Here is a 22,686-nt window from a genome sequence, read left to right on the forward strand (position 1 = left end):
TTTATAGCAGGAAAAACTTTCCCTAAATAGCAAATTTAACAGATTAGGAAGAGAGACTTAAACTAGTGTTATGATCAATGCAAAAATGAACCAGGCTGACGCTGGAAGATCATCGAAAAGTAAACCACTGTGTCTTTTTATAAATGCCTTGCTACTTAAACAGAGAATAACCTAGTATGCTTTGCATGGAAACTATCTTAAAAATCCGTCGTTTTTACCATAAAGACTGTCTCTTAGCCGCAAACTATCCCATAAAACTTGATACTGCCAATTTGGGGGGGGAATCTTCAAAAACATATGAATATTCTCTTTTATTGCGTGAACCTCTAGAATTTTGACTTCTTTATAACTACACAACTGTCTTAATATTCCTCCAATATCTACTCGCAATTTTCCATAAATTACCTGTCTTCGATACTTCGGGATAAAGATTATATGATACTTACAATTCTATCTTGTGTGTGATAGACCTGAATCGTCATTGGATTTACTGGCCATGACTTATCCTTCTATATGTTGAATTTTTGCTTGTCAGCCTTATTCATTATAGGTGGATTTTATTTTGCTCACTGCTTAATCTTTTTGATTACATATGTATAGCGTATATTTTTATGCTCAGATGTTACCTGATAATTAAAAGTGCGGTTAATTTCAACCGCACTTTTACTTTTAAATTATTCGGCTTTCACCCCTAAATTACCAATTTTCACTCCTAGCACGCCGAGAGAAACCGCATCTAAATAATCGCCAAGAAATTTGAACAATTCGTTTAATTCTGTAAATGAACGTTGTACTTTGACTTGATCTTCTACTCTGCGAACAAATTCATAGCGAATCCCATTTTCTTCAAAGTGTGCAGTAAGGGTTAAATAAACGGTTTCAAAAAAATGGCTGCGCGCACCTTCTTCACCCGGATCACTAATGCGCACATTCCATGTTGTATTGAATAATGTTTCTGTTTTATTTGACATATTTTACCTCTCGTTACGCCGATTACTTTAAGAAAAACCCGATTATAAAGTTTCTGAAATCAAAAAATTTATAATCGGGTTTTTCAAAACGTTTCCCTACGTGCTTTGCTTTGCGTTGGTAACTGCCTTTTCCTTTAGGTTTTTTCTCAATACGCTGACGGAATAATTTGTCATGTAATAATGCCATGATCGCATTATCTTTTACGACACCTCTTGTGTGCCGATAAACGGTTTGATTTTCAACCGCACTTTTTTGTTTCTTTGCCATCATTTTTCCTTAAAAAAGCCGTGAAGACATTTTCACGGCTGCTGTATTATACGGGTAAACCTTAAAATTACAAAATATCAAGAACACTTTCCGGTGGTCGCCCGATTTTTGCTTTGTCACCATTCACCACTATCGGGCGTTCAAGCAAAGCGGAATGCTCACTTATCGCCGTCAATAAATCGGCATTCGTCAATGCCGAATTAGCAAGATTTAAGGATTGATAAAGCTCATCTTTCACCCGCATCATTTGGCGAATATCCGTGATGTTTAATTTATTCGCAAGTTGTTGCAGTTCGGCAACGGAATATTGTTTTTGTAAATAAAGTTCAATGTTTGGCTGAATACCTTTTTCTTCTATTAACGCTAACGTTTCCCGGCTTTTGGAGCAACGAGGATTGTGATAAATAATAACTGACATAGAATTTCCTTTAGCTGGCTATAATTGAAAGAAATTTTAACTTATAATGCTGGAAAATGCTCACTTTGGATGTTGATAATGTTAGAAATGTTGAAAAGCTGGTATGCACGCCGTTTAGGCGATCCGCAAGCAATGGGGCTATTGGCTATTTTGCTTTTTGGTTTTGTTGCGATTTATTTTTTCGGAAATTTAATTGCACCATTTCTCATTGCGGTTGTACTTGCCTATTTGTTAGAAATGCCAATTCACTTTTTGACAAATCATTTGAAATTTCCACGAATGTTAGCAACGGTGATTATCTTTGGCAGTTTCATTGGCGTAGCAACCATTTTTTTCCTTGTGTTAGTGCCGATGTTATGGAATCAAACCGTTTCTTTATTAAGCGATTTACCGGCAATGTTCAATAAACTGAATGAATGGCTACTTAGCCTGCCGGAGCATTATCCGGAACTGATCGATTATTCCATGGTAGATGCCATTTTTAATTCTGTACGGGAAAAAATCCTCGGTTTTGGTGAGTCAGCCGTCAAACTTTCGCTTGCCTCTATAATGAACTTGGTTTCACTCGGTATTTATGCGTTCTTAGTACCATTAATGATGTTTTTTATGTTGAAGGATAAAAGTGAACTTTTACAAGGAGTGAGCCGTTTTCTACCACGTAATCGCCACCTTGCCTTCAAAGTATGGACAGAAATGCAACAACAAATTGCCAATTATATTCACGGAAAATTATTAGAAATTTTAATTGTCACTTTGGTAACTTACGTTATTTTCCTAATTTTCGGCTTAAATTATCCGCTCTTATTGGCCTTTGCCGTAGGGCTTTCCGTATTAGTACCTTACATTGGCGCCGTATTAGTGACTATTCCCGTGGCACTTGTTGCATTATTCCAATTCGGCATTAGCCCGACTTTCTGGTATATCATTATTGCCTTTGCTGTGAGCCAGTTATTGGACGGAAATTTATTAGTCCCTTATTTATTCTCTGAAGCAGTGAATTTACACCCTTTAATTATCATTATTTCCGTCCTCATTTTTGGCGGTCTATGGGGATTTTGGGGCGTATTTTTTGCCATTCCGTTGGCAACATTAGTCAAAGCCGTACTCAATGCGCTACCGGAAGATTAAATCCGATGTGCAGACTTCATTGGGGTTGTCTCAATATATAAAATAAGCGGGAGATGGGGCTATTAATCGTCAAAAATATATCCTACTTTATTGTGCGTCTGTCCTAGATAGCTAGGATAAGTCATTCTTAATTAACAGTTTTAAAATTGAAATCTGGGACTTTATGTCTCTGTGATTAAATTCGTTTGCATCAAAGATATCATTATTACGATAAGTATTGGTGTAAAAAATACAGTCGGGTTCTACTTTCTCTCGAATAATCGGTAATAATGTTACTGCTTGTGTATTCGGTACGGTAACGGTCTAAATCTTATCATTACGTTTGATAAGCACAAACATCGCAACTTTACCTACTCGCCCTTGTTGGCCTTTGCTAGTGTTACCGAAATGTAGCTTTCATCGGCTTCAGTTTCACTATAAGACATCTATAACTTTTCCTCATTAGAACGTTTTATCCTAAATGGGAAATTTGTTAGTTATCTGGAATAGTCCCTTTATTTTTCTTTAATTTTGACCATATTTTGTCTTCTTGCCCACGCCATAAGCGTTGAATGTTATCATGATGGCGGTAAATCAATAAACAGCTCACCAATGCCACAGGGAAAGTAAATTCAGGTTTAAACCACCAGACATAAAAAGGTGCCAGTAATGCAGTAACAACTGCACTTAAAGAAGAATAACCACTGACTAAGAAAACGATAAACCAAGTACCAAAAATCGATCCTGCCACTGCCCATGCAATTGGTGCAATTGCGCCAAATGCCGTAGCAACCCCTTTTCCGCCTTTAAATCGAAAAAAAATAGGAAAAATATGTCCTAAACAAGCCCCGAGAGCGACCATACCCAATTCAAATTGAGTTAATCCTAGGTAATAACCTACCCAAACCGGTAACATACCTTTTAAAATATCAAAAATAAGTACGGCAAGTGCGGTCCAGCGCCCACCAATACGAAATACATTTGTTGCCCCAGGATTGTGAGAACCGTATTGACGGGGATCGGGTAAGCCCGCTACTTTACAAATTAAAATTGCACTGGAAATCGATCCTAAGAGATAGGCAAAAATCATGTAAATAATAGCGAATAGGCTCATTTAATCCCCCGGAATGATAAAATTTCCTCGCTATTTTACCTAAACTTGCTAGCATACGCCTACTATAATTTTAGAGGAATCTGATATGGATCGTATTTTTATTGAAGAATTAACGGCATTTGCCCAAATTGGTGTCTATGATTGGGAACAGCAAATTCAACAAAAATTAGTGTTTGATATTGAAATGGCCTGGGATTGTAAAAAGGCAGCAGAAACCGATGATGTGCAATATTGTCTTAATTATGCGGAAGTTAGCCGATTTGTTTTGGATTATGTGCAGGCAAAGCCCTTTTTACTTGTTGAGCGTGTTGCCTATGAGGTTGCCGAACAATTACAAAAACGTTTTTCTATTCCATGGCTGCGTTTGAAATTAAGTAAGCCTAAAGCTGTGGCACAGGCTCATGGTGTAGGAGTCATTGTCGAACGAGGTACTTTGCCTTCAGCAATAAAATAAATGGAAAAATGCGAAATTTTTGACCGCACTTTTACTGAACTTCGCAATAAAAAACCCGACAGAAGTCGGGTTTTTTGTTTACGGATAAATTATTCCGCAACAATAACGATGTTTAATGATGCAAACACTTCACCGTGAAGTTGGAAACGAACATCGTGCTCACCAAGGGTACGAATTGGACCGTTTGGTAAACGAACTTCGCTTTTCGCCACTTCAACGCCAGCAGAAGTAACTGCTTCGGCTACATCACGAGTAGTGATAGAACCGAATAAACGACCTTCATCACCGGCTTTAGATGCGATAGTGACTTTTTCTAACGCTTCTAAACGCTCTGCGCGGTCGATTGCCGCTGCTAATGACTTAGCTGCTTTTTCTTCTAATTCAGCACGACGTGCTTCAAAGTGTTCGATGTTTGCTTTAGTTGCCATAACCGCTTTACCTTGTGGGATTAAGAAGTTACGCGCAAAACCTGACTTAACATCTACTTGATCACCTACGTTACCTAGGTGAGCAATTTTATCTAAAAGAATAACTTGCATTTGACCTTCTCCTTCTTAGTGATGATGTGCATCAGAGTAAGGTAGTAACGCTAAATAACGCGCGCGTTTGATTGCACGGGCTAATTGACGTTGGTACTTCGCACGAGTACCGGTAATACGGCTTGGTACAATTTTGCCGCTTTCAGAAATGTAGTTCTTTAATGTAGCGATATCTTTGTAATCGATTTCCACAACATTTTCCGCAGTGAAACGGCAGAACTTACGACGACGGAAATAACGTGCCATTTGGCTGTCTCCTAATCTATAAATTCGATTTGCTCGGCATGTAAAACTAGCTGGTTTAAACCGTTTACGGTTTTATGTGAGGTGATGAAACCCACAACCAATAGTTGATTGCCGACCGTAATGCTTTGAGTTTTTTCTACTAATTGATTACCACTAATTTGAATGGGCATTTTTAACCACGCTTGGCGAGATAAACCGCTTTCAATTTGTTCGGAACGATGTTCCAACCAAAATCGGCAATGCTCAATACCATTAGGGCTTTTATGTCGCTTTGGTAGTTGGCACACAGTGCCAGTCAACGAAAAGCGATTATCAATGTTTGAATTACTCTTCAGCATCCTCAAAATCGTTGTTTTCAACTTCAGCTAAAGCTTTACGATCATCTTTTGCCTTAACCATTGGGGACGCTTCTGTTACGGCGTGCTTAGTGTGAATAACAAGACTGCGTAATACAGCATCGTTATAACGGAAAGTCGTTTCTAGCTCGTCGATGACTTGTTGAGGCGCTTCTACATTCATAAGCACATAATGTGCTTTGTGTAATTTGTTGATTGGGTATGCTAATTGACGGCGACCCCAATCTTCTAGGCGATGAACCTGACCACCGGCTTCTTTAACAGAACCTGTGTAACGTTCAATCATACCTGGTACTTGCTCGCTTTGGTCCGGATGAACCATAAACACGATTTCGTAGTGACGCATTACTGCTCCTTACGGGTTAATCAGCCTTTGACGTAGATTAGTCACCAATCTGCAAAGGCAAGGAACGAAAAATTGAATGTGACTAAGGGTTGCGGATTATATCGAAATTTTTGTTTTTTGCAACTGATTTGCAGTTTTTTTAGGCAATAAAAAACCGATAATTTATATCGGCTTTCTTCTTTTGTCTAAAATTATCGACTACGGAAAACGATACGACCTTTACTGAGATCATAGGGAGTCATTTCTACCGTAACTTTATCACCGGTTAAAATACGAATATAGTTTTTACGCATTTTGCCGGAAATGTGAGCAGTCACCACATGACCGTTTTCTAATTCTACACGAAACATGGTATTCGGTAACGTTTCTAAAATGGTACCTTGCATTTCGATACTATCTTCTTTTGCCATTGTATCCTCTAAAAAATAACTAATTTTTAACCGCACTTTCTGCGGGAATTTAAGAAAAACGGGCGGATTATAGCCGTTTTTGCGTTGAGGTGAAAGGGAAAATCAAATTGTGTTGAAAAAATAATCTCTTTGTGTAGGGGAGGATTCAATAGTTCAATGATTTACAAACCCAAATCACGCTCTATAATAACCGCAATTTGATAAAAGATAGAAGACTATGAGTTCCAAAAAACACTTAGGGCATACCGCCCGCAAACGTTTCGGGCAAAACTTTTTGCACGATAGCAATGTCATTCAGAATATTGTTGCGGCGATTTATCCGCAAAAGGATCAATTTTTATTGGAGATCGGGCCTGGACTTGGGGCATTAACCGAGCCGGTCGCCGAACAAATCGAGCATTTAACCGTAGTGGAGTTGGATCGCGATCTGGCGGAACGTCTGCGCCACCACCCGTTTCTACATCATAAAATCACTGTAATCGAAAATGATGCGATGCAATTTGATTTTGGCGAACTTTATCGTCAAGAAAATTTAGCCGAGGCTGGGCGGAAATTACGTATCTTTGGAAACTTACCCTATAACATTTCTACGCCTTTGATGTTCCACCTTTTTAAATATCATCACATTATTCAAGACATGCACTTTATGTTGCAAAAAGAGGTGGTAAAACGTTTATGTGCTGCACCGAATAGCAAGGCTTACGGGCGTTTAACCATTATGGCACAGTATTTTTGTCAAGTGATGCCGGTGTTGGAAGTGCCACCTACAGCTTTTAAACCTGCACCAAAAGTGGATTCGGCCGTAGTGCGTTTAATTCCTCATCAAGTGTTGCCACATCCGGTGAAAGATTTATATTGGTTGAATAGTGTATGTTCACAAGCTTTTAATCAACGCCGCAAAACCTTGCGTAATGCGTTATCCACCTTATTTTCGGCAGAAAATTTGACCGCACTTGGGATTGATGTAAATGCACGTGCGGAAAATCTTTCTATTGCCGATTATGCTCGGTTAGCGAATTGGTTGGCGGATAATCCACCGGAAGAAACGAATAAGCCGGAAATTATTGATAGGGATGATTAATTAAAGAGCGGTTAAAAATGGCGACATATTTTGTAGGCGATCTGCACGGCTGTTATGATGAATTGCAACTTTTGCTGGAAAAAGTGGCGTTTGAGCCTACGCAGGATAAATTATATCTTGTCGGAGATTTAGTGGCGAGGGGAGATAAATCGCTGGAATGTTTGCGTTTTGTGAAATCCTTGGGCAGTGCCGCACAAACAGTGTTGGGTAATCATGATTTACATTTAATTTCCACCGCTCTTGGCATTAAAAAAGTGAAATCAAAGGATCGGTTAGAGGCGCTCTTTCAAGCTGCTGATTTTGATGAGCTGATTGACTGGCTATGTCATCAACCTTTGCTTGTACACAATGAAAAACAACATTTTGTGATGTGCCACGCCGGTATTTCACCTGATTGGGATCTGGCGACGGCGAAAGCTTGTGCAAAGGAAGTGGAAAGTGTCTTAAGACAAGGTGATATTCGTTATTTACTGGAAAATATGTATGCAGAACAACCGGATCGTTGGTCGCCCGAATTACAAGGGCTCGATCGCCTTCGCTATATCATTAATGTTTTTACCCGTATGCGTTTTTGCTATTGGGATCATCGACTTGATTTTGCCTGTAAATTGCCACTGAAAGATGCACCGCCGGAACTCACACCTTGGTTTAACTTAAATAATCCTATTTATCAAGAAATTCCGATTATTTTCGGCCATTGGGCAAGTTTAGTGGACGAGCCGACACCAAACGGTATTTATGCGTTGGATACAGGCTGTGTGTGGAACAATAGAATGACGATGATACGTTGGGAAGACAAACAATGCTTTACACAAAGTGCGGTTAAAAATTACCGTATTTTTTAAGGAGCAATAAATGCTTTCTCTCACAGCCGAATCGTGCGAGCTTTTTGATATTCCTTTTTATCAATTTGCACAAATGAAAAAATTCTGTCCAGAAGACATTCCCTCAATTAAAGCTAATTACAAACGCCATTGGGATAATTGGAAAGCCATTATTCAAGAGGTGGCGAAACAACTTGGTACGCCTTTTGCAAAACCCCATATCGAAAGTTGGACAAACGGTTGGCAGGTCAGAGCGCATTTTTTTGCCTATTTTAAATATGAATTCAATCAAAATTCGGCGGCAATTTTTTCGGTTTTGTTAAATCGGCGCCGTTTATCGGTGAGCTTAGACTGGCATTGCTACCGTGCGGATCGTTCGCAAATTAACTTGCAACAATACAATCAATGGCTGGATGAGTTTGATTTTAACGCTTTTTCCCATTGGGATGTATGGCGTGGCGATGAAAGTGAGTACAACGATTTTCGTCAGGTTAATCAACTAGAGACAAAAGATTTATTGCTACATTCCGGTAAGGATTTTTGGTGTATCGGTCACAATATTGAAAAAAACGCATTGCAAAATATGGATACTGTGACTTTTATTGTAAATACCATTCGGGGATTACAACCTCTTTATGAACGTTGCCATCGGTAAGTGCGGTCATTTTCGTGAAAGTTTTTCTTATCATTTATTTAGTTATGTTATCATTACAAAGATTTAACATTTTTAACAATATTTTATTTAGGAGAGCAATATGAAGAACGTCGTAGTCGTTGGCGGCGGTGCCGGCGGTGTTGAACTGGCGACTTTTTTGGGGAATAAACTTGGTCGCAAAGGAAAAGCCAAAATAACGCTTGTGGATCGCAATGCCACCCACCTTTGGAAACCCTTATTACACGAAATTGCAACTGGCGTGATGGATGACGGTATTGATTCTTTAAGCTACCGTGCGCATGGTAAAAATCATCATTTCAGCTTTGAACAAGGCTCGATTACCCGTATTAACCGTGAACAAAAGTATGTGGAACTGGCACCTATTTATGGTCAAGAAGGGGATATATTGGTGATTGCACGCCGCATTCCTTATGATTATTTAGTTTTGGCTATTGGCAGTAAATCCAATGATTTTAACACTAAAGGCGTGGCGGAAAACTGTATTTTCTTGGATAGTTCCGAGCAAGCATTACGCTTCCAGCGAAAAGTGTTGGAACTCTTTTTGAAATTCTCTGAAAACCGTGCATTGGATGATATTGGCGAGGCAGAATTTAAACAAAAATTGGTTGATGAACATAAAGTCAATATTGCCATTGTCGGTGGTGGGGCGACAGGTGTGGAATTGACGGCGGAGCTTTATCATGCTACTGAAGATTTATCTTCTTACGGCTATGGCAAAATTGATAATTCTTGTTTGCAGGTAACCTTAGTTGAAGCCGGCCCTCGTTTATTACCGGCATTACCGGAAGATTTGTCTGTGGCCGTTTTAGACGAATTAAAGGATATGGGGGCGAATGTCAAACTCGGCACGATGATCACTGAAGCGCGACCTAATACTTTAATTACAAAAGACGGCGAGGAAATCAAAGCCGATTTAATTGTTTGGGCGGCAGGGGTGCGTACTTCAAAAGTAACCCACAATTTTGACGGTTTAGAGATTAACCGCACTAATCAATTAGTGGTGAAAGATACGCTACAAACCACAGTGGACGAGAGTATTTTTGCTATTGGAGACTGTGCGGCATTGACTCAGAGCAACGGCACGTTAGTTCCCCCACGTGCTCAAGCCGCCCACCAAATGGCAAAGGCTTGTGCAAAAAATATTTTTGCCATCTTTGATAATAAACCGATGAAAGCGTTTAAATACAATGATAAAGGCACTTTAGTATCGCTTTCCAGTTTTACGGCGTTGGGGAGTTTAACCAATAAATTTGGTAAGAATCCATTAACCGTGCACGGTAAATTTGCCCAATTTGCTTATGTATCACTTTATCGTATGCACCAACACGCATTACATGGCTGTACTAAAATTGGATTGATTATTTTGGTGGATAAAATTAATCGCTATTTAAAACCGAGATTGAAATTACATTGATCCCAAAGCAAAAGTGCGGTCAAAAATAACCGCACTTTTTTATTACACTCAATTATTATGCTCGTAAGCGTATAGTGTGTTATACATCAACATTGCGACTGTCATTGGACCTACGCCCCCAGGAACCGGTGTAATGTAGCTTGCCTTTTGGGCTGCGGCTTCAAATCCAATATCACCCACTAATTTTCCTTCAATTCGGTTAATACCGACATCAATGACAACAGCCCCTTCTTTTACCCATTCACCCGGTACAAGGTTAGGTTTACCAACCGCGACAACCAAAATATCGGCTTGGCGTACATGGCTTTCCAGATCTTTTGTAAAACGGTGAGTAACCGTAACCGTTGCACCGGCAAGTAGTAATTCCAAAGACATTGGGCGACCCACAATATTTGAGGCACCAACGATAACCGCATGTTTACCGTGTAAATCAACGCCGGTTGTTTCTAACAATTTCATTACGCCATAGGGTGTACAAGCACGTAGGGTTGGGATTCGCTGGCATAAACGCCCGACATTATAAGGATGAAAACCATCCACATCTTTTCTCGGATCAATACGTTCAATAATGGCTTCTGGATTGATTTGTTTTGGAAGGGGAAGCTGTACCAAAATACCATCAATGGTTTCATCGGTATTTAATTGGTCGATTAAATCAAGCAAATCCTGTTCGGTTGTGGTTTCCGGCAAATCATAAGATTTAGAATTAATCCCGACTTCCTCACAACTGCGACGTTTACTTTCCACATAAACTTGAGAGGCGGGATCTGAGCCAACGAGAATAACGGCAAGTCCGGGAACGCGTTTATCTTCATTGCGATAGTGGGTAATTTTTTTTGAAATTTCAGATTTTATCTGCTTAGAAAGCTGAGTTCCCGAGATAATTTGTGCTGTCATTAAAAGTCCTTAATAATGGAAACGTAAACGTTTGCTATTTTATCTAACAATGGGAAATTTACAAAATCAAATATGCTGCATGGGGAAATTGAAATAATTTTGAGCAGTCAAATACAAAAATAATAAAAATTGATTGACTGAATAAGAAACCTCACTATAATTAGGCGCACTTATCGGCGAGTAGCGCAGCTTGGTAGCGCAACTGGTTTGGGACCAGTGGGTCGTAGGTTCAAATCCTATCTCGCCGACCATTTCTTTTATATTTCTCTTGGAACTTCATAAAAAAGATATCATCCTTAACATGCGCCCTTAGCTCAGCTGGATAGAGCAACGCCCTTCTAAGGCGTGGGTCAAAGGTTCGAATCCTTTAGGGCGTGCCATTTGCTTTTTTATTCATTCATTATTCTTAGTCGGTTATTGTCTTTATTCCAAGAAATTTCTTATTTTGTATAAGCAAAGGTTTCTTTTCCCCAATTATATACTTAACAAAGCCTAAGGGGCATTTATATGATTTTGCAGTAATCGGAGATTGTTGGTACGGGATACTTACCCATTTTTGGAGAAAGATTTTTGTGTATAAACAGAATGAATAATGGCGGTGAGAGGGGGATTCGAACCCCCGATGCAGTTTCCCACATACACGCTTTCCAGGCGTGCTCCTTCAACCACTCGGACATCTCACCGTGTTGAGGTGCGCAAACTATAAAGACTTGCATAAATTTAGTCAAGTTTTTTGAGCTAGAATATAAAAATCTTCTTAAATTTTCGCTAAAATAGCGATATTTTATTCATGTCTTGTTGTTTTTTTATGCATCTCAAATCATTGTTTTCTAAAAATGTGTTTTTATCCGTAAAACCTTTCAGTGCTTTGAAAGATTCTTTTCGGGCGGGTTACACAAAAAAATCATTTCTTCGGGATATTATTGCAGGTTTAACCGTAGGCGTGATTGCTATTCCACTGTCTATGGCGCTGGCGATCGCCAGTGGCGTGCCGCCTCAGCATGGGCTTTATACAGCAATTATCGCTGGGGCAGTGATTGCAATTACGGGTGGCTCTCGCTTTAATATTTCAGGCCCCACTGCCGCTTTTGTAGTGATTTTGTATCCGGTAACCCAACAATTTGGGTTAAGCGGTTTATTAATGGCAACGGTGCTTTCCGGAGTGATCCTCATTCTAATGGCGTTATTTCGTCTTGGTCGATTGATTGAATATATTCCGCTGCCGGTAACCTTAGGTTTTACCTGTGGGATTGGGATTACCATCGGCACTTTGCAAATTAAGGATTTTTTAGGTTTGAGCATTGAGCAAATGCCGTCGAATTATTTAGAAAAAATTCATGCAATTTTTACCGCACTTCCGACGATTAATTGGGCGGATACTCTGGTAGGAGTGGCGACGTTGTTGGTATTAACCCAATGGCATAAATTACGCCTTGCGATACCGGGACATTTACCGGCAGTGATTATCGGCACAATGTTGGCGCTCGTTTTACAATATTTGGGGTTTCATGTTGCGACTATTGGTTCGGCATTCCAATATACTCTGTCAGACGGCTCAATCGGCTCAGGCATTCCGAGCGTATTGCCTGATTTTGCCTTGCCGTGGAATATCCCTAACGCACAAGGCGAGTTGATTCAATGGGATTTTAATAGTTTGCAAGCCCTATTGCCGGCGGCATTTTCTATGGCGATGTTAGGAGCGATTGAGTCGCTACTCTGTGCAGTCGTGCTTGATAATATGACGGATACTAAACATCATTCTAATAATGAATTGTTAGCACAAGGATTAGGCAATATTGTTTCCCCGTTTTTCGGCGGAATCACCGCAACGGCAGCTATTGCGCGATCTGCTGCGAACGTCAAATCCGGCGCGGTTTCACCTATCGCCAGTGTAGTGCATGCATTGCTTGTGCTGTTTGCGTTGCTGTTTTTCGCAAAAGCGCTTTCTTATTTGCCCCTTTCTTCTATGGCGGCGTTACTTTTGATCGTGGCATGGAATATGGCAAGCGTACATGAAATCATAAATCTTGCCCGCCGTTCTAGCAAAAATGAGCTTACTGTACTACTTACCTGCTTAATTTTGACCGTATTGTTTGATATGGTTATTGCGATCAGTGTAGGCGTATTGTTAGCGAGCCTCTTGTTTATTCGTACCATTGCGGAAATGACAAAAGCCATTGAACACAATGTACCGGATGATCTCAATGACGTTTTAGCCTATCGGATTAGCGGCCCTTTATTTTTTGCCGCGGCAGATAAATTATTTTCTGATTTGCATGATAAAACGGTACATACCGATCATGAAATCAAGCATATCGTATTGCAGTGTGATGCGGTGACCGTACTGGATGCAGGGGGGATTCATGCGCTTACGAGATTTGTGCAACATATGTTACCGCATCAGCAGCTTTACTTATGTAATATGCAGTTCCAACCGCTCAGAATGTTGGTGAAATCAAATACGATGCCTGAAATACAAAAAATTAATTTTGCTTCTGATTTAAAGGAAACTTTTGATAAAATTCGTGATTTTGAGCAATCTAATCCATAATAAAAACAAAAGCGTGCTAGAATAGTGCGCTTTTTTATAACATATTAAGGAATTTTCAATGCGCCCGAATAATCGAGAAAATCATCAATCCCGCCCAATTAAAATTACCCGCCATTACACCAAACATGCCGAGGGTTCGGTTCTTGTCGAGTTTGGTGATACGAAAGTTCTTTGTACTGCCACGGTGGAAGAGACCGTACCGCGTTTTTTAAAAGGTCAAAACCAAGGTTGGGTTACCGCTGAATACGGTATGTTGCCACGCTCTACGCATAGCCGTATGCAACGTGAAGCGGCAAAGGGTAAACAAGGCGGACGTACAATGGAAATTCAGCGTTTAATTGCCCGCTCTTTACGTGCGATGATTGATTTAAAAGCCTTAGGCGAACGGGCAATTACCTTAGATTGTGATGTGATTCAGGCTGATGGCGGCACTCGCACCGCTTCGATTACCGGTGCAGCGGTTGCATTATGTGATGCAATCAATGGTTTAATTGAAAATGGCACGCTAAAAACGAACCCGATTAAAGGGCTGGTCGCGGCAGTTTCGGTAGGCATTGTTGAAGGGCAAGCCGTTTGTGATTTAGAGTATGTAGAGGATTCGTCGGCAGAAACGGATATGAATGTCGTGATGATGGAAGATGGCCGTATGATTGAAGTGCAAGGTACGGCAGAAGGTGAGCCGTTCAGCCATGAAGAATTACTCACTTTATTGGATTTAGCCAAACAAGGCTGCCGGCAAATTTTTGCTGCGCAACATGAAGCGCTCGGTTTATAAGGATAAACAATGGAACAATATAAACGTGATTTTATTGAATTTGCACTCAGCCGTAATGTATTAAAATTTGGTGAGTTCACATTAAAATCTGGACGTAAAAGTCCGTATTTTTTTAATGCCGGTTTATTTAATACAGGGGCGGATTTAGCGCGTTTAGGTGAATTTTACGCTGCTGCTGTTCAAGCAAGTGCGATTGATTTTGACGTTATTTTTGGGCCTGCCTATAAAGGGATTCCGATTGGCACGACAGTGTCTGTGGCATTATTCAACCGTTACAACATTGATAAACCGGTATGTTTTAACCGTAAAGAAACCAAAGATCACGGTGAGGGCGGTAATTTAATCGGCAGTCCGCTACAAGGAAAAATTTTATTAGTGGATGACGTGATCACCGCGGGAACGGCTATTCGTGAATCCATGCAACTTATTCAGGCAAATAATGCTGAATTGGCAGCCGTCTTGATTGCTTTAAATCGTAAAGAACGTGGCAAAGGTACACTTTCTGCGATTCAAGAAGTTGAACGCGATTATCAATGTCGAGTGTTATCTATCATTGATTTAGATGATTTAATGCAATTTATTGAACAAGATCCGCAATATCACGATCATTTGCCGACAATGCGTGCCTACCGATCTGAATTCGGTGTATAAAACTTGATAAATCAATCTTTGTCGCCATTTTAGAGAAACATGGTAAAAATCAACCGCACTTTAAGAGGAAAAGAATGAATTTTATTGGAAAAATTTTAGGTGTGTTTATTGGCTGGAAAATGGGCGGATTTTTTGGTGCAATAGCCGGTCTTATTTTGGGTTCTATTGCCGATAAAAAGTTATATGAACTTGGTGCCGTGAATTCAAGTTTTTTCAAACGTAAAACCACACGCCAAGAACTTTTTATGCAAACGACTTTTGCTGTGTTGGGGCATTTGAGTAAAGCGAAAGGGCGGGTGACGGAAGAAGATATCCAAATTGCTAATCAGTTAATGACTCAGATGAAATTGGATGATAACGGTCGCCGCCTCGCTCAAGAGGCTTTCCGACGTGGTAAAGAAGCGGATTTTCCGATTCGTCAGGTTATTCGTGAATTTCGTATCGGTTGTGGGCAACGGGCAGATTTATTGCGGATGTTCTTACATGTACAAGTGCAGGCGGCGTTCTCGGATTCTCAATTACATGAAGGTGAAAAAGAGGTACTTTATGTGATAGCGGAAGAACTTGGGCTTTCCCGTATGCAATTTGAGCAAATGATAGCCATGGAAATGGCAGCCCGAGCTTTCACACAAGGCGGGTTTTATCAGCAATATCAACAGGGAGCTTATCAACAAGGGAATTACCAATACCAACAAAACGGTGGTGGGTATCAGCAATCTTCAGGGCCGACTTTAAGCGATGCTTATAAAGTATTAGGGGTAACGGAGACTGATGATCAAAGTACGGTAAAACGGGCCTATCGTCGTTTAATGAATGAACATCATCCGGATAAACTGGTAGCAAAAGGTTTACCGCCGGAGATGATGGAAATGGCAAAAGAAAAAGCACAACAGATCCAATCGGCTTACGACTTGATTTGCAAAGCAAAGGGTTGGAAATAAATTGTGCGTGTGATTCTCGCACCCATGCAAGGCGTACTGGATCCCCTTGTACGCCAACTTCTTACTGAGGTGAACGACTACGACTTGTGCGTGACGGAATTTGTTCGCGTAGTTGATCAACTTCTTCCTAATAAAGTGTTCTATCGTTTATGCCCTGAACTGAAAAATCAGGGCTTAACGCTTTCAAGCACACCTGTGCGGGTTCAATTACTCGGCCAACATCCCGATTATTTAGCCGAAAATGCCGTTCGAGCAATTGAACTCGGTTCGCACGGGATTGATTTAAATTGTGGTTGCCCCTCCAAAACCGTGAACGGTAGCCATGGCGGCGCCGCATTGCTCAAACAACCAGAACTAATTTATCGTGCCACTCAGGCTTTGCGAAAAGCTGTTCCTCATCATCAGCCCGTTAGCGTAAAAGTACGATTGGGTTGGGATGATATTTCTCAAGCCATTGAGATTGCCGATGCGGTGGAACAAGGCGGGGCGACAGAAATCGCCGTTCATGGTCGAACTAAGGCTGATGGCTACCGGGCTGATCGGATTAACTGGGAAAAAATAGGTGAAATTTGCGAACGCCTATCTATTCCTGTCATTGCGAACGGCGAAATTTGGCATTGGCAAGACGGACAAAATTGTCTTGCCAAAACAGGTTGTCATGATCTTATGGTGGGACGTGGCGCATTAAACATACCCAATTTAAGCCATGTCTTAAAATTAAACGTGCCAAAAATGCCCTGGTCAGAAATTCAAACAATGTTACAAAAATATGCCGAAATGGAGAATTCTCACGACTCGGGCTTTTATCATGTCGCACGAATTAAACAATGGCTGCGTTACTTGAATAAGGAATATGAGGAAGCCAATGCGATGTTTGAAAAGATTAGAACTTGCCAAACCGCAGAGGATTTGCGGGAAAGGTTGAGCCAGATATAAAACAAAAAAGTGCGGTTAATTTTAACCGCACTTTTGTTTTTTTAGAGTTGAATATTCCTATCGCTCAAAGAGCCAGAGATTAATACCAAGATTTATTGGTTACTGCGGTTGATACGTTGGTGACTTTATTTGTACCTGTATCAATTTTTACCCTTAGCTGTTTTTCATTTTTCTTTTCAACACTTGGTTTCATGAAATTGTGTCCGAAAACAATACTTAATGGTAGTGTGATTGGAAAGAGTGCTACTGGAGTATAATTGCTATGTTTTTCGTAAGATTCATAATACCAAATTTCATCTAAATTAGACTGCTGATGAATTTGTGTGGGTTCACCCATAAATTCTCTTACTTCATTTTTGGTCGTAACATTAGCAATAATTTTATTTTCGATTGATGTCAGGTTTTGTTCTCTTAATTTTGAACTCCCTTCTAGGGTTGTGCTACATGCAGAAAGTAATGTAAGAGAGAGGATTATTGTGCATAGTTTTTTCATAGTAATTTCCTTAATGAAAATTAGTTTTAGGGGATAGTTATGTTATTTTTAGCCTAAATTTAATCCTATTGCGTTAAGAGCAATAATAAGTTTAGTAAAGTATGTATCCCTGTTTTTGCAATGAATTTACTTTATGCTCCCATTCCTCCAACTCTTTTGTGGGAACGCCATAACGATAGCCGTCAGCTGCCATACAGCTTATTATAAGGGTATCTTTCTCCGTCACTTCAACTTTATTCATTCCCACATCATAAACGCATTTATGATATTTGTTCTTTGCTTGATTTGCAGTCACGCCGTCTTTGAACCATCTCTCAGTCGGTTTTTTCGGCATTGGTTGCATATTGGCGCAAGCCGTTAAAGTAGCACAAATCGTCGTTAAAATAATTAATTTAGAGATTTTCATTATATTGCTCCAAAGGTTAGTTAAAAAACACTTGCTATGTTATATTTAGCCCAAAGTTAATCCAGTAGCTCTAAGAGTTATTTAAAAGGCTGAAAGAGTTAAAAAGTGACTAGTAAGGTAAGTTATGGAATCATCAGAAAAAATTAAAATCATGCGTGAAATGAATCAGTGGACGCAGGAGGAGGTCGCAGAAAAATTAGGTATGTCCACAACCGGTTATGCCAAAATCGAACGGGGACAAACGAATGTGAGCGTTGAGAAATTAAAGCAAATCGAGCAAGTGTTTAATGTTAATGTCGCACAGTTATTAGATGACGATGAACGCTTTGTGATTTGTTCTATTGGTGATAACCATTCTAACTATAGCAATTATTTTGGCACGAATGAGAAACTTGCCATTGAAAATGATAAATTAAAGGAATTGCTTACAGCCAAAGATAATGAGATTGAAGCGTTAAAAAAAGTGATCTCACTATTAGAAAATAAAGAATAATCGGACAAAAAAGTGCGGTTGATTTTAACCGCACTTTTGGGGTTCAAAGCTGAATGCTCCCATCATAAATATGTGTAGCATCTCCTGTCATATAAAGCGGATGATTTTCCCCTTGCCATTCAATGGTAAGGCTGCCTCCCGGTAAATCCACTTGGACTTTATTATCAAGTAAGCCTTGCATTATTCCTACTGCTGCTGCTGCACAGGCTCCGCTACCGCAGGCTTGGGTTTCACCGGCACCGCGTTCATAAACACGTAATTTAATATGCTGACGGTTGATTACTTGCATAAATCCGACATTAACCCTTTCTGGGAAACGTTCGTGATTTTCTAATAGCGACCCAAGTTGTTCGACATTTGCCGTATGAATATCCTCTACTTGCACTACACAATGGGGATTTCCCATAGAAACCGCACCGCATAAAACCGTTTGAATATCTGTACGTAAAATATAATTTTTTTCGAATTTATTGGCTATAAAAGGGATCTTTGCCGGCTCCCAAATAGGTTCTCCCATATTTACCCGAATTTGCCCGTAGTCTTTTACGGTTAAAATCATTTTGCCTTTTTGCGTGCTGACGGATATGTCTTTTTTATTGGTTAAACCTTTAAGTGTGACAAAGCGTGCAAAACAGCGAGCACCATTACCGCACTGTGATACCTCGCTACCATCGGCATTAAAAATACGGTAATGAAAATCTAAATCGGGATCGTAAGGCGGTTCTACGATTAATAGTTGATCAAAACCAATTCCACGATGGCGATCCGCAAGACGTTTAATGGTTTCGGGGGTGAAATAAACATTTTGTGTAATGGCATCGACCACGACAAAATCATTGCCTAAACCATGCATTTTGGAAAACTGCATTTCCGATCCTCAATTCTTTTAAAACGATACTTCGGCATTATAGTAAGCAATGAATTGAATGGCAAAATTATGAAAATAAGAGATAAAATAAAAGTGCGGTTGATTTTAACCGCACTTTATTAGTTAGGATTTACATCCAGGCATTGTTACGGATAATCCCAACAGCAATGCCTTCAATTTCAAAGTTGGGTTGTTCCGCCAAATTGACGACAATAGGCTGGAATTCTTCGTTTTCGGCATGAAGGTAAACGATCGATCCTTTGCGTTCAAAACGTTTTACGGTGACTTCATCTTCAATACGCGCAACAACGACTTGCCCATTTCGTACATCTTTTGTGCTATGTACCGCAAGTAAATCGCCGTCTAAAATACCGATATCTTTCATTGATTGACCGTAAACTTTCAATAAAAAATCCGCTTGCGGTTTGAACATACTGGCATCTACGCTGTAAGTTGCTTCAATATGTTGTTCGGCAAGAATCGGTTCGCCTGCTGCAACCCGACCAATTAATGGTAAACCTTCCATTTCATCATTAGCACTATCGCTTAAGATACGGATACCGCGTGATGCACCGGCGACAATTTCAATTGCACCTTTTCGGGCGAGCGCTTTTAAATGTTCTTCAGCCGCATTAGGGGATTTAAACCCCAGTTCACGAGAAATTTCTGCACGGGTTGGGGGCATACCGGTAGTTTCTAAGTGTCGCTTTAATAAATCCAACACTTCCTGTTGTCTATTGGTTAATGGTTTCATATCCACTCCTGTCCTTATATACAGATTTTTTGATATTATATACAGAGGGCAAGCTATTGCAACTGTTATTTCTATTCCATAGAAAAATTTTAAGGCGTGATTAAACAGGCTTATGTGGTATCATTGCGACGATAATTGAATAACTAAAAGAGAACCTAATTATGTCGAGTATCGTGAGTGCTTATCGTAAATTATTAGAATTTCCACTGTCATTCTTGGTAAAAAATAATCCTATTCCTGCTAATCCTACCGAAGAACTTCAACTTAATCTTTCGCAACCTATTGTCTATGTTCTGCCTTACACTTCACAAACCGATTTTGTTATTTTTCGCCGTAATTGTCTGAGTGTCGGTTTACCTGATCCGGCAGAAAAAAATGAAATACAAGGGATGACGTTGCCCCGCTATGTGTATCTGGACGAAGGTCGTCGCTTTTTTAAATCCAAAGGAGCGAAAGATGAAACCATTCAAATTTTTAATAAATACTTGGAATTACACCGCACTTTTGAAGATTTAGATGTGCAAATTGTGCCGGTTTCGGTACTTTGGGGGCGTTCTCCGGGGCATGAGGATAAAACGGGCTTACCTAATTTGCGTTTACTAAATGGCATACAAAAAACGTTTGCGGCAATTTGGTTTGGGCGCGATACTTTTGTGCGTTTTTCTCAAGCGGTTTCATTGCGTGATATGGCAAATATGCATGGATCTGATGAAAAAATGGCGCAAAAACTCGCACGGGTTGCCAAAATGCACTTCGCACGCCAGCGGATTTCCGCAACAGGTCCGCGCTTGCCAAACCGTGAGGCAATGTTTAATAAATTATTGCAATCAGCGACGATTCAAGCAGCGATTGATGATGAAGCAAAAAGTAAAAATATCAGCCGTGAAAAAGCCGAGAAAGAAGCGTATAAAATTTTAGATGAAATTGCGGCGGATGTTAGCCATTCTAGCTTGCGTGCGGCGGATCGTTTTTTACGTTGGTTATGGAATAAATTATATTCCGGTATTGATGTACAAAACGCGGATCGCGTTCGTAAACTTGCTCTTGAAGGCCATGAAATTGTTTATGTGCCTTGTCATCGTAGCCATATCGACTACTTATTGCTTTCCTATGTACTTTATCATCAAGGATTGGTTCCGCCTCATATTGCGGCAGGGATTAATCTGAATTTCTGGCCGGTTGGGCGTCTGTTCCGAAGCTGGGGGGCATTTTTTATTCGCCGTACTTTCAAAGGAAATCGTCTCTATTCGGCAATTTTCCGTGAGTATTTAGCGGAATTATTCCATCGTGGCTATTCTGTGGAATATTTTATTGAAGGTGGACGCTCGCGTACCGGTCGTTTGCTTGCACCGAAAACCGGTATGATGTCGATGACATTACAAGCTCTGCAACATCATCAAACCAGACCTATTTCCGTTGTGCCGGTGTATGTCGGTTATGAACACGTGTTAGAAGTCGATACTTACGCCAAAGAATTACGTGGAGCGGAAAAAGAGAAAGAAAACGCTGGTTTAGTGTTACGTGTGATTAAAAAATTGCGGAATTTAGGGCAAGGTTTTGTTAATTTTGGCGAACCCATTACATTATCAAATTATTTGAATCAGCATTTTCCCGATTGGAAAGAAAATCACCATGAGGAAAAACCGCAATGGTTTAACCATGCAGTGGATAAAATTTCCAACCAAGTGATGGTAAATATTAACAAAGCGGCGGCAGTTAATGCGATGAATTTGGTTGGAATGGCGTTACTTTCTTCCCGTCAGAGAGCACTTTCCCGTGAACAATTAGTAGAACAACTCAATAGTTATCAACAAATGTTACAACATGCGCCTTATTCGGAAGATATGGTGATCCCAAAAGATTCATCTGAAACAATGTTGGAGCATGTATTGAGCCTTGATCGTGTCGGCGTACTGGTTGAAAAAGATAATTTTGGTGAGATTGTTCGCCTTGAGCGCACTTCTGCCGTGTTAATGACTTACTATCGCAACAATATTCAGCATGCTTTTGTACTCCCTTCTTTAGTCGCAAGTATTGTTTTGCATTACGAAACGATTCAAAAAGACTTATTGTTGGATGCGGTGAGTAAAATTTACCCGTTCTTACAAGGGGAATTATTCTTGCATTTCAATCAAGACGAGCTACGAGTGCAAATTAGTAAAATCATTGCTGAATTTACCCGTCAGGAAGTGATTTATTCTAGCGAAAACCTACTTTCAATTAATCGGCCGAAAGTGCGTATCTTGCAGCTTTGGGCTGCAGGAGTGCGGGAAATTTTGCAGCGCTATTATATTACGGTCACCATTTTGCAAAAAGATCCAAAAATCGCCCGTGCCACACTAGAAAAAGAGAGCCAATTGGTCGCACAACGTCTTTCGGTGTTACATGGTATTAATGCGCCGGAGTTTTTTGATAAAGCCGTGTTCTCCACCTTTATTGCCAGCCTGAAAAACGAAAACTATTTTGATGAACAAGGTAACGGAAATCTTGCTTATTTAGATGAGCTTTCTTCTATCCTTGAACATCTCATTTCAACAGAGATCAGTTTGACTATCAAAGGTACAGTTGAAAAGGCTGAAGAGATGAAATAGCACAAAAGTGCGGTTAGAATTTATTGTATTATCAAGTAAAATTGATTGATAACGATGAAGCAATATCTTTTGTTTCACTGAGCATTAAGGGATATTTTCTATAAAA

Annotated in this window: 27 protein-coding genes, 3 tRNA genes and 2 pseudogenes; 15 read left to right on the top strand and 17 right to left on the bottom strand. The window is 40.1% G+C overall.

Annotated features, from left to right (window positions below):
• Window positions 1–247 precede the first annotated feature (247 nt).
• From tnpA to arsC, 4 genes and pseudogenes are all read right to left on the bottom strand, one after another.
• A pseudogene (tnpA, locus tag FEE42_RS10585) lies at window positions 248–435 on the bottom strand (IS200/IS605 family transposase); the annotation flags it as partial.
• 239 nt (window positions 436–674) lie between these two features.
• Complete coding sequence (locus FEE42_RS10590) at window positions 675–971, bottom strand: DUF5377 family protein (protein ID WP_164028513.1); 297 nt, start codon at window positions 969–971, stop codon at window positions 675–677.
• A 22-nt stretch (window positions 972–993) separates the two neighbouring features.
• Entirely contained in the window at window positions 994–1,239 is a 246-nt protein-coding gene (locus tag FEE42_RS10595) for an alternative ribosome-rescue factor A (protein WP_164028515.1), read from the bottom strand.
• A gap of 67 nt (window positions 1,240–1,306) precedes the next feature.
• Complete coding sequence (arsC, locus tag FEE42_RS10600; RefSeq protein WP_164028517.1) at window positions 1,307–1,657, bottom strand: arsenate reductase (glutaredoxin); 351 nt, start codon at window positions 1,655–1,657, stop codon at window positions 1,307–1,309.
• A gap of 78 nt (window positions 1,658–1,735) precedes the next feature.
• On the opposite strand from arsC, the gene FEE42_RS10605 reads away from it, so the two are divergent.
• Window positions 1,736–2,785 (top strand): AI-2E family transporter, encoded by a 1,050-nt coding sequence (locus FEE42_RS10605; RefSeq protein WP_077581955.1) that lies wholly within the window; start codon window positions 1,736–1,738, stop codon window positions 2,783–2,785.
• A gap of 171 nt (window positions 2,786–2,956) precedes the next feature.
• On the opposite strand, the pseudogene FEE42_RS12915 reads toward FEE42_RS10605, so the two are convergent.
• A pseudogene (locus FEE42_RS12915) lies at window positions 2,957–3,210 on the bottom strand (IS1595 family transposase); the annotation flags it as partial.
• Between the two features lie 47 nt (window positions 3,211–3,257).
• Entirely contained in the window at window positions 3,258–3,878 is a 621-nt protein-coding gene (gene plsY / locus FEE42_RS10610) for a glycerol-3-phosphate 1-O-acyltransferase PlsY (protein ID WP_164028519.1), read from the bottom strand.
• Between the two features lie 85 nt (window positions 3,879–3,963).
• Here plsY and folB point away from each other — a divergent pair, with 85 nt between their 5' ends.
• Window positions 3,964–4,332 (top strand): dihydroneopterin aldolase, encoded by a 369-nt coding sequence (folB, locus tag FEE42_RS10615; protein ID WP_059367805.1) that lies wholly within the window; start codon window positions 3,964–3,966, stop codon window positions 4,330–4,332.
• 89 nt (window positions 4,333–4,421) lie between these two features.
• Here the strand turns inward: folB and rplI are convergent, their stop codons facing one another.
• From rplI to infA, 5 genes are all read right to left on the bottom strand, one after another.
• Window positions 4,422–4,871 (bottom strand): 50S ribosomal protein L9, encoded by a 450-nt coding sequence (gene rplI / locus FEE42_RS10620; protein WP_077582250.1) that lies wholly within the window; start codon window positions 4,869–4,871, stop codon window positions 4,422–4,424.
• A 15-nt stretch (window positions 4,872–4,886) separates the two neighbouring features.
• Window positions 4,887–5,117, bottom strand: coding sequence for a 30S ribosomal protein S18 (rpsR, locus tag FEE42_RS10625; protein ID WP_018355466.1), 231 nt, complete (start codon window positions 5,115–5,117; stop codon window positions 4,887–4,889).
• Between the two features lie 11 nt (window positions 5,118–5,128).
• Entirely contained in the window at window positions 5,129–5,455 is a 327-nt protein-coding gene (gene priB, locus FEE42_RS10630; RefSeq protein ID WP_135968736.1) for a primosomal replication protein N, read from the bottom strand.
• On the bottom strand, window positions 5,442–5,819 hold the full coding sequence (gene rpsF / locus FEE42_RS10635; protein WP_059367800.1) for a 30S ribosomal protein S6: 378 nt from the start codon (window positions 5,817–5,819) through the stop codon (window positions 5,442–5,444). Before rpsF ends, priB begins: the two co-directional genes overlap by 14 nt.
• Before the next feature lie 191 nt (window positions 5,820–6,010).
• A complete protein-coding gene (infA, locus tag FEE42_RS10640) occupies window positions 6,011–6,229 on the bottom strand; it encodes a translation initiation factor IF-1 (RefSeq protein WP_013746899.1) in 219 nt (72 codons plus the stop codon).
• 217 nt (window positions 6,230–6,446) lie between these two features.
• On the opposite strand from infA, the gene rsmA reads away from it, so the two are divergent.
• The 4 genes from rsmA to FEE42_RS10660 all read left to right on the top strand — a co-directional run bounded on the left by rsmA (window position 6,447) and on the right by FEE42_RS10660 (window position 10,224).
• Window positions 6,447–7,310, top strand: a complete 864-nt coding sequence (gene rsmA / locus FEE42_RS10645; RefSeq protein ID WP_164028521.1) for a 16S rRNA (adenine(1518)-N(6)/adenine(1519)-N(6))-dimethyltransferase RsmA — start codon at window positions 6,447–6,449, stop codon at window positions 7,308–7,310.
• Between the two features lie 17 nt (window positions 7,311–7,327).
• The gene (gene apaH / locus FEE42_RS10650) at window positions 7,328–8,155 is read left to right on the top strand and encodes a bis(5'-nucleosyl)-tetraphosphatase (symmetrical) ApaH (protein ID WP_059367797.1); all 828 of its coding nucleotides are present in this window, start codon (window positions 7,328–7,330) and stop codon (window positions 8,153–8,155) included.
• Between the two features lie 10 nt (window positions 8,156–8,165).
• Window positions 8,166–8,789 (top strand): HI_0552 family protein, encoded by a 624-nt coding sequence (locus tag FEE42_RS10655; protein WP_164028523.1) that lies wholly within the window; start codon window positions 8,166–8,168, stop codon window positions 8,787–8,789.
• A gap of 100 nt (window positions 8,790–8,889) precedes the next feature.
• Complete coding sequence (locus FEE42_RS10660) at window positions 8,890–10,224, top strand: NAD(P)/FAD-dependent oxidoreductase (RefSeq protein ID WP_059367789.1); 1,335 nt, start codon at window positions 8,890–8,892, stop codon at window positions 10,222–10,224.
• Window positions 10,225–10,272: 48 nt separating this feature from the next.
• Here FEE42_RS10660 and folD read toward each other — a convergent pair whose 3' ends face one another.
• Complete coding sequence (gene folD, locus FEE42_RS10665; protein ID WP_059367785.1) at window positions 10,273–11,121, bottom strand: bifunctional methylenetetrahydrofolate dehydrogenase/methenyltetrahydrofolate cyclohydrolase FolD; 849 nt, start codon at window positions 11,119–11,121, stop codon at window positions 10,273–10,275.
• 174 nt (window positions 11,122–11,295) lie between these two features.
• On the opposite strand from folD, the gene FEE42_RS10670 reads away from it, so the two are divergent.
• Together FEE42_RS10670 and FEE42_RS10675 are read left to right on the top strand one after the other, a co-directional pair.
• Window positions 11,296–11,372 (top strand) — tRNA-Pro (locus FEE42_RS10670).
• Window positions 11,373–11,424: 52 nt separating this feature from the next.
• Window positions 11,425–11,501 (top strand) — tRNA-Arg (locus FEE42_RS10675).
• A 213-nt stretch (window positions 11,502–11,714) separates the two neighbouring features.
• Here FEE42_RS10675 and FEE42_RS10680 read toward each other — a convergent pair.
• A tRNA-Ser gene (locus FEE42_RS10680) sits at window positions 11,715–11,804 on the bottom strand.
• A gap of 125 nt (window positions 11,805–11,929) precedes the next feature.
• Here FEE42_RS10680 and dauA point away from each other — a divergent pair.
• The 5 genes from dauA to dusC all read left to right on the top strand — a co-directional run bounded on the left by dauA (window position 11,930) and on the right by dusC (window position 16,975).
• Window positions 11,930–13,672 carry a C4-dicarboxylic acid transporter DauA gene (gene dauA / locus FEE42_RS10685; protein ID WP_059368858.1) on the top strand — a complete coding sequence of 581 codons (1,743 nt, stop codon included), beginning with the start codon at window positions 11,930–11,932 and terminating at the stop codon, window positions 13,670–13,672.
• A 58-nt stretch (window positions 13,673–13,730) separates the two neighbouring features.
• Window positions 13,731–14,447 (top strand): ribonuclease PH, encoded by a 717-nt coding sequence (gene rph, locus FEE42_RS10690; protein WP_135968739.1) that lies wholly within the window; start codon window positions 13,731–13,733, stop codon window positions 14,445–14,447.
• 9 nt (window positions 14,448–14,456) lie between these two features.
• Window positions 14,457–15,098, top strand: coding sequence for an orotate phosphoribosyltransferase (pyrE, locus tag FEE42_RS10695; RefSeq protein WP_164028526.1), 642 nt, complete (start codon window positions 14,457–14,459; stop codon window positions 15,096–15,098).
• A gap of 74 nt (window positions 15,099–15,172) precedes the next feature.
• Window positions 15,173–16,039 carry a co-chaperone DjlA gene (gene djlA / locus FEE42_RS10700; protein WP_059367619.1) on the top strand — a complete coding sequence of 289 codons (867 nt, stop codon included), beginning with the start codon at window positions 15,173–15,175 and terminating at the stop codon, window positions 16,037–16,039.
• A 3-nt stretch (window positions 16,040–16,042) separates the two neighbouring features.
• The gene (gene dusC, locus FEE42_RS10705; protein ID WP_164028528.1) at window positions 16,043–16,975 is read left to right on the top strand and encodes a tRNA dihydrouridine(16) synthase DusC; all 933 of its coding nucleotides are present in this window, start codon (window positions 16,043–16,045) and stop codon (window positions 16,973–16,975) included.
• A 79-nt stretch (window positions 16,976–17,054) separates the two neighbouring features.
• On the opposite strand, the gene FEE42_RS10710 is transcribed toward dusC, so the two are convergent.
• Window positions 17,055–17,468: a hypothetical protein gene (locus FEE42_RS10710; RefSeq protein WP_059367615.1), complete on the bottom strand. Its 414-nt coding sequence runs from the start codon at window positions 17,466–17,468 to the stop codon at window positions 17,055–17,057.
• 91 nt (window positions 17,469–17,559) lie between these two features.
• Entirely contained in the window at window positions 17,560–17,874 is a 315-nt protein-coding gene (locus FEE42_RS10715; protein ID WP_059367609.1) for a hypothetical protein, read from the bottom strand.
• Between the two features lie 124 nt (window positions 17,875–17,998).
• Here FEE42_RS10715 and FEE42_RS10720 point away from each other — a divergent pair, with 124 nt between their 5' ends.
• Window positions 17,999–18,367: a helix-turn-helix domain-containing protein gene (locus tag FEE42_RS10720; protein ID WP_059367608.1), complete on the top strand. Its 369-nt coding sequence runs from the start codon at window positions 17,999–18,001 to the stop codon at window positions 18,365–18,367.
• A gap of 43 nt (window positions 18,368–18,410) precedes the next feature.
• Here FEE42_RS10720 and dapF read toward each other — a convergent pair whose 3' ends face one another.
• Both dapF and lexA read right to left on the bottom strand, forming a co-directional pair.
• Window positions 18,411–19,235: a diaminopimelate epimerase gene (gene dapF / locus FEE42_RS10725; RefSeq protein WP_059367605.1), complete on the bottom strand. Its 825-nt coding sequence runs from the start codon at window positions 19,233–19,235 to the stop codon at window positions 18,411–18,413.
• 130 nt (window positions 19,236–19,365) lie between these two features.
• Window positions 19,366–19,989 carry a transcriptional repressor LexA gene (gene lexA / locus FEE42_RS10730; protein ID WP_059367603.1) on the bottom strand — a complete coding sequence of 208 codons (624 nt, stop codon included), beginning with the start codon at window positions 19,987–19,989 and terminating at the stop codon, window positions 19,366–19,368.
• Window positions 19,990–20,150: 161 nt separating this feature from the next.
• Here lexA and plsB point away from each other — a divergent pair, with 161 nt between their 5' ends.
• Window positions 20,151–22,580, top strand: coding sequence for a glycerol-3-phosphate 1-O-acyltransferase PlsB (gene plsB, locus FEE42_RS10735; protein WP_164028530.1), 2,430 nt, complete (start codon window positions 20,151–20,153; stop codon window positions 22,578–22,580).
• Window positions 22,581–22,686 lie beyond the last annotated feature (106 nt).

It is taken from the genome of Rodentibacter caecimuris, assembly GCF_010587025.1.
Lineage (GTDB): Bacteria > Pseudomonadota > Gammaproteobacteria > Enterobacterales > Pasteurellaceae > Rodentibacter > Rodentibacter caecimuris.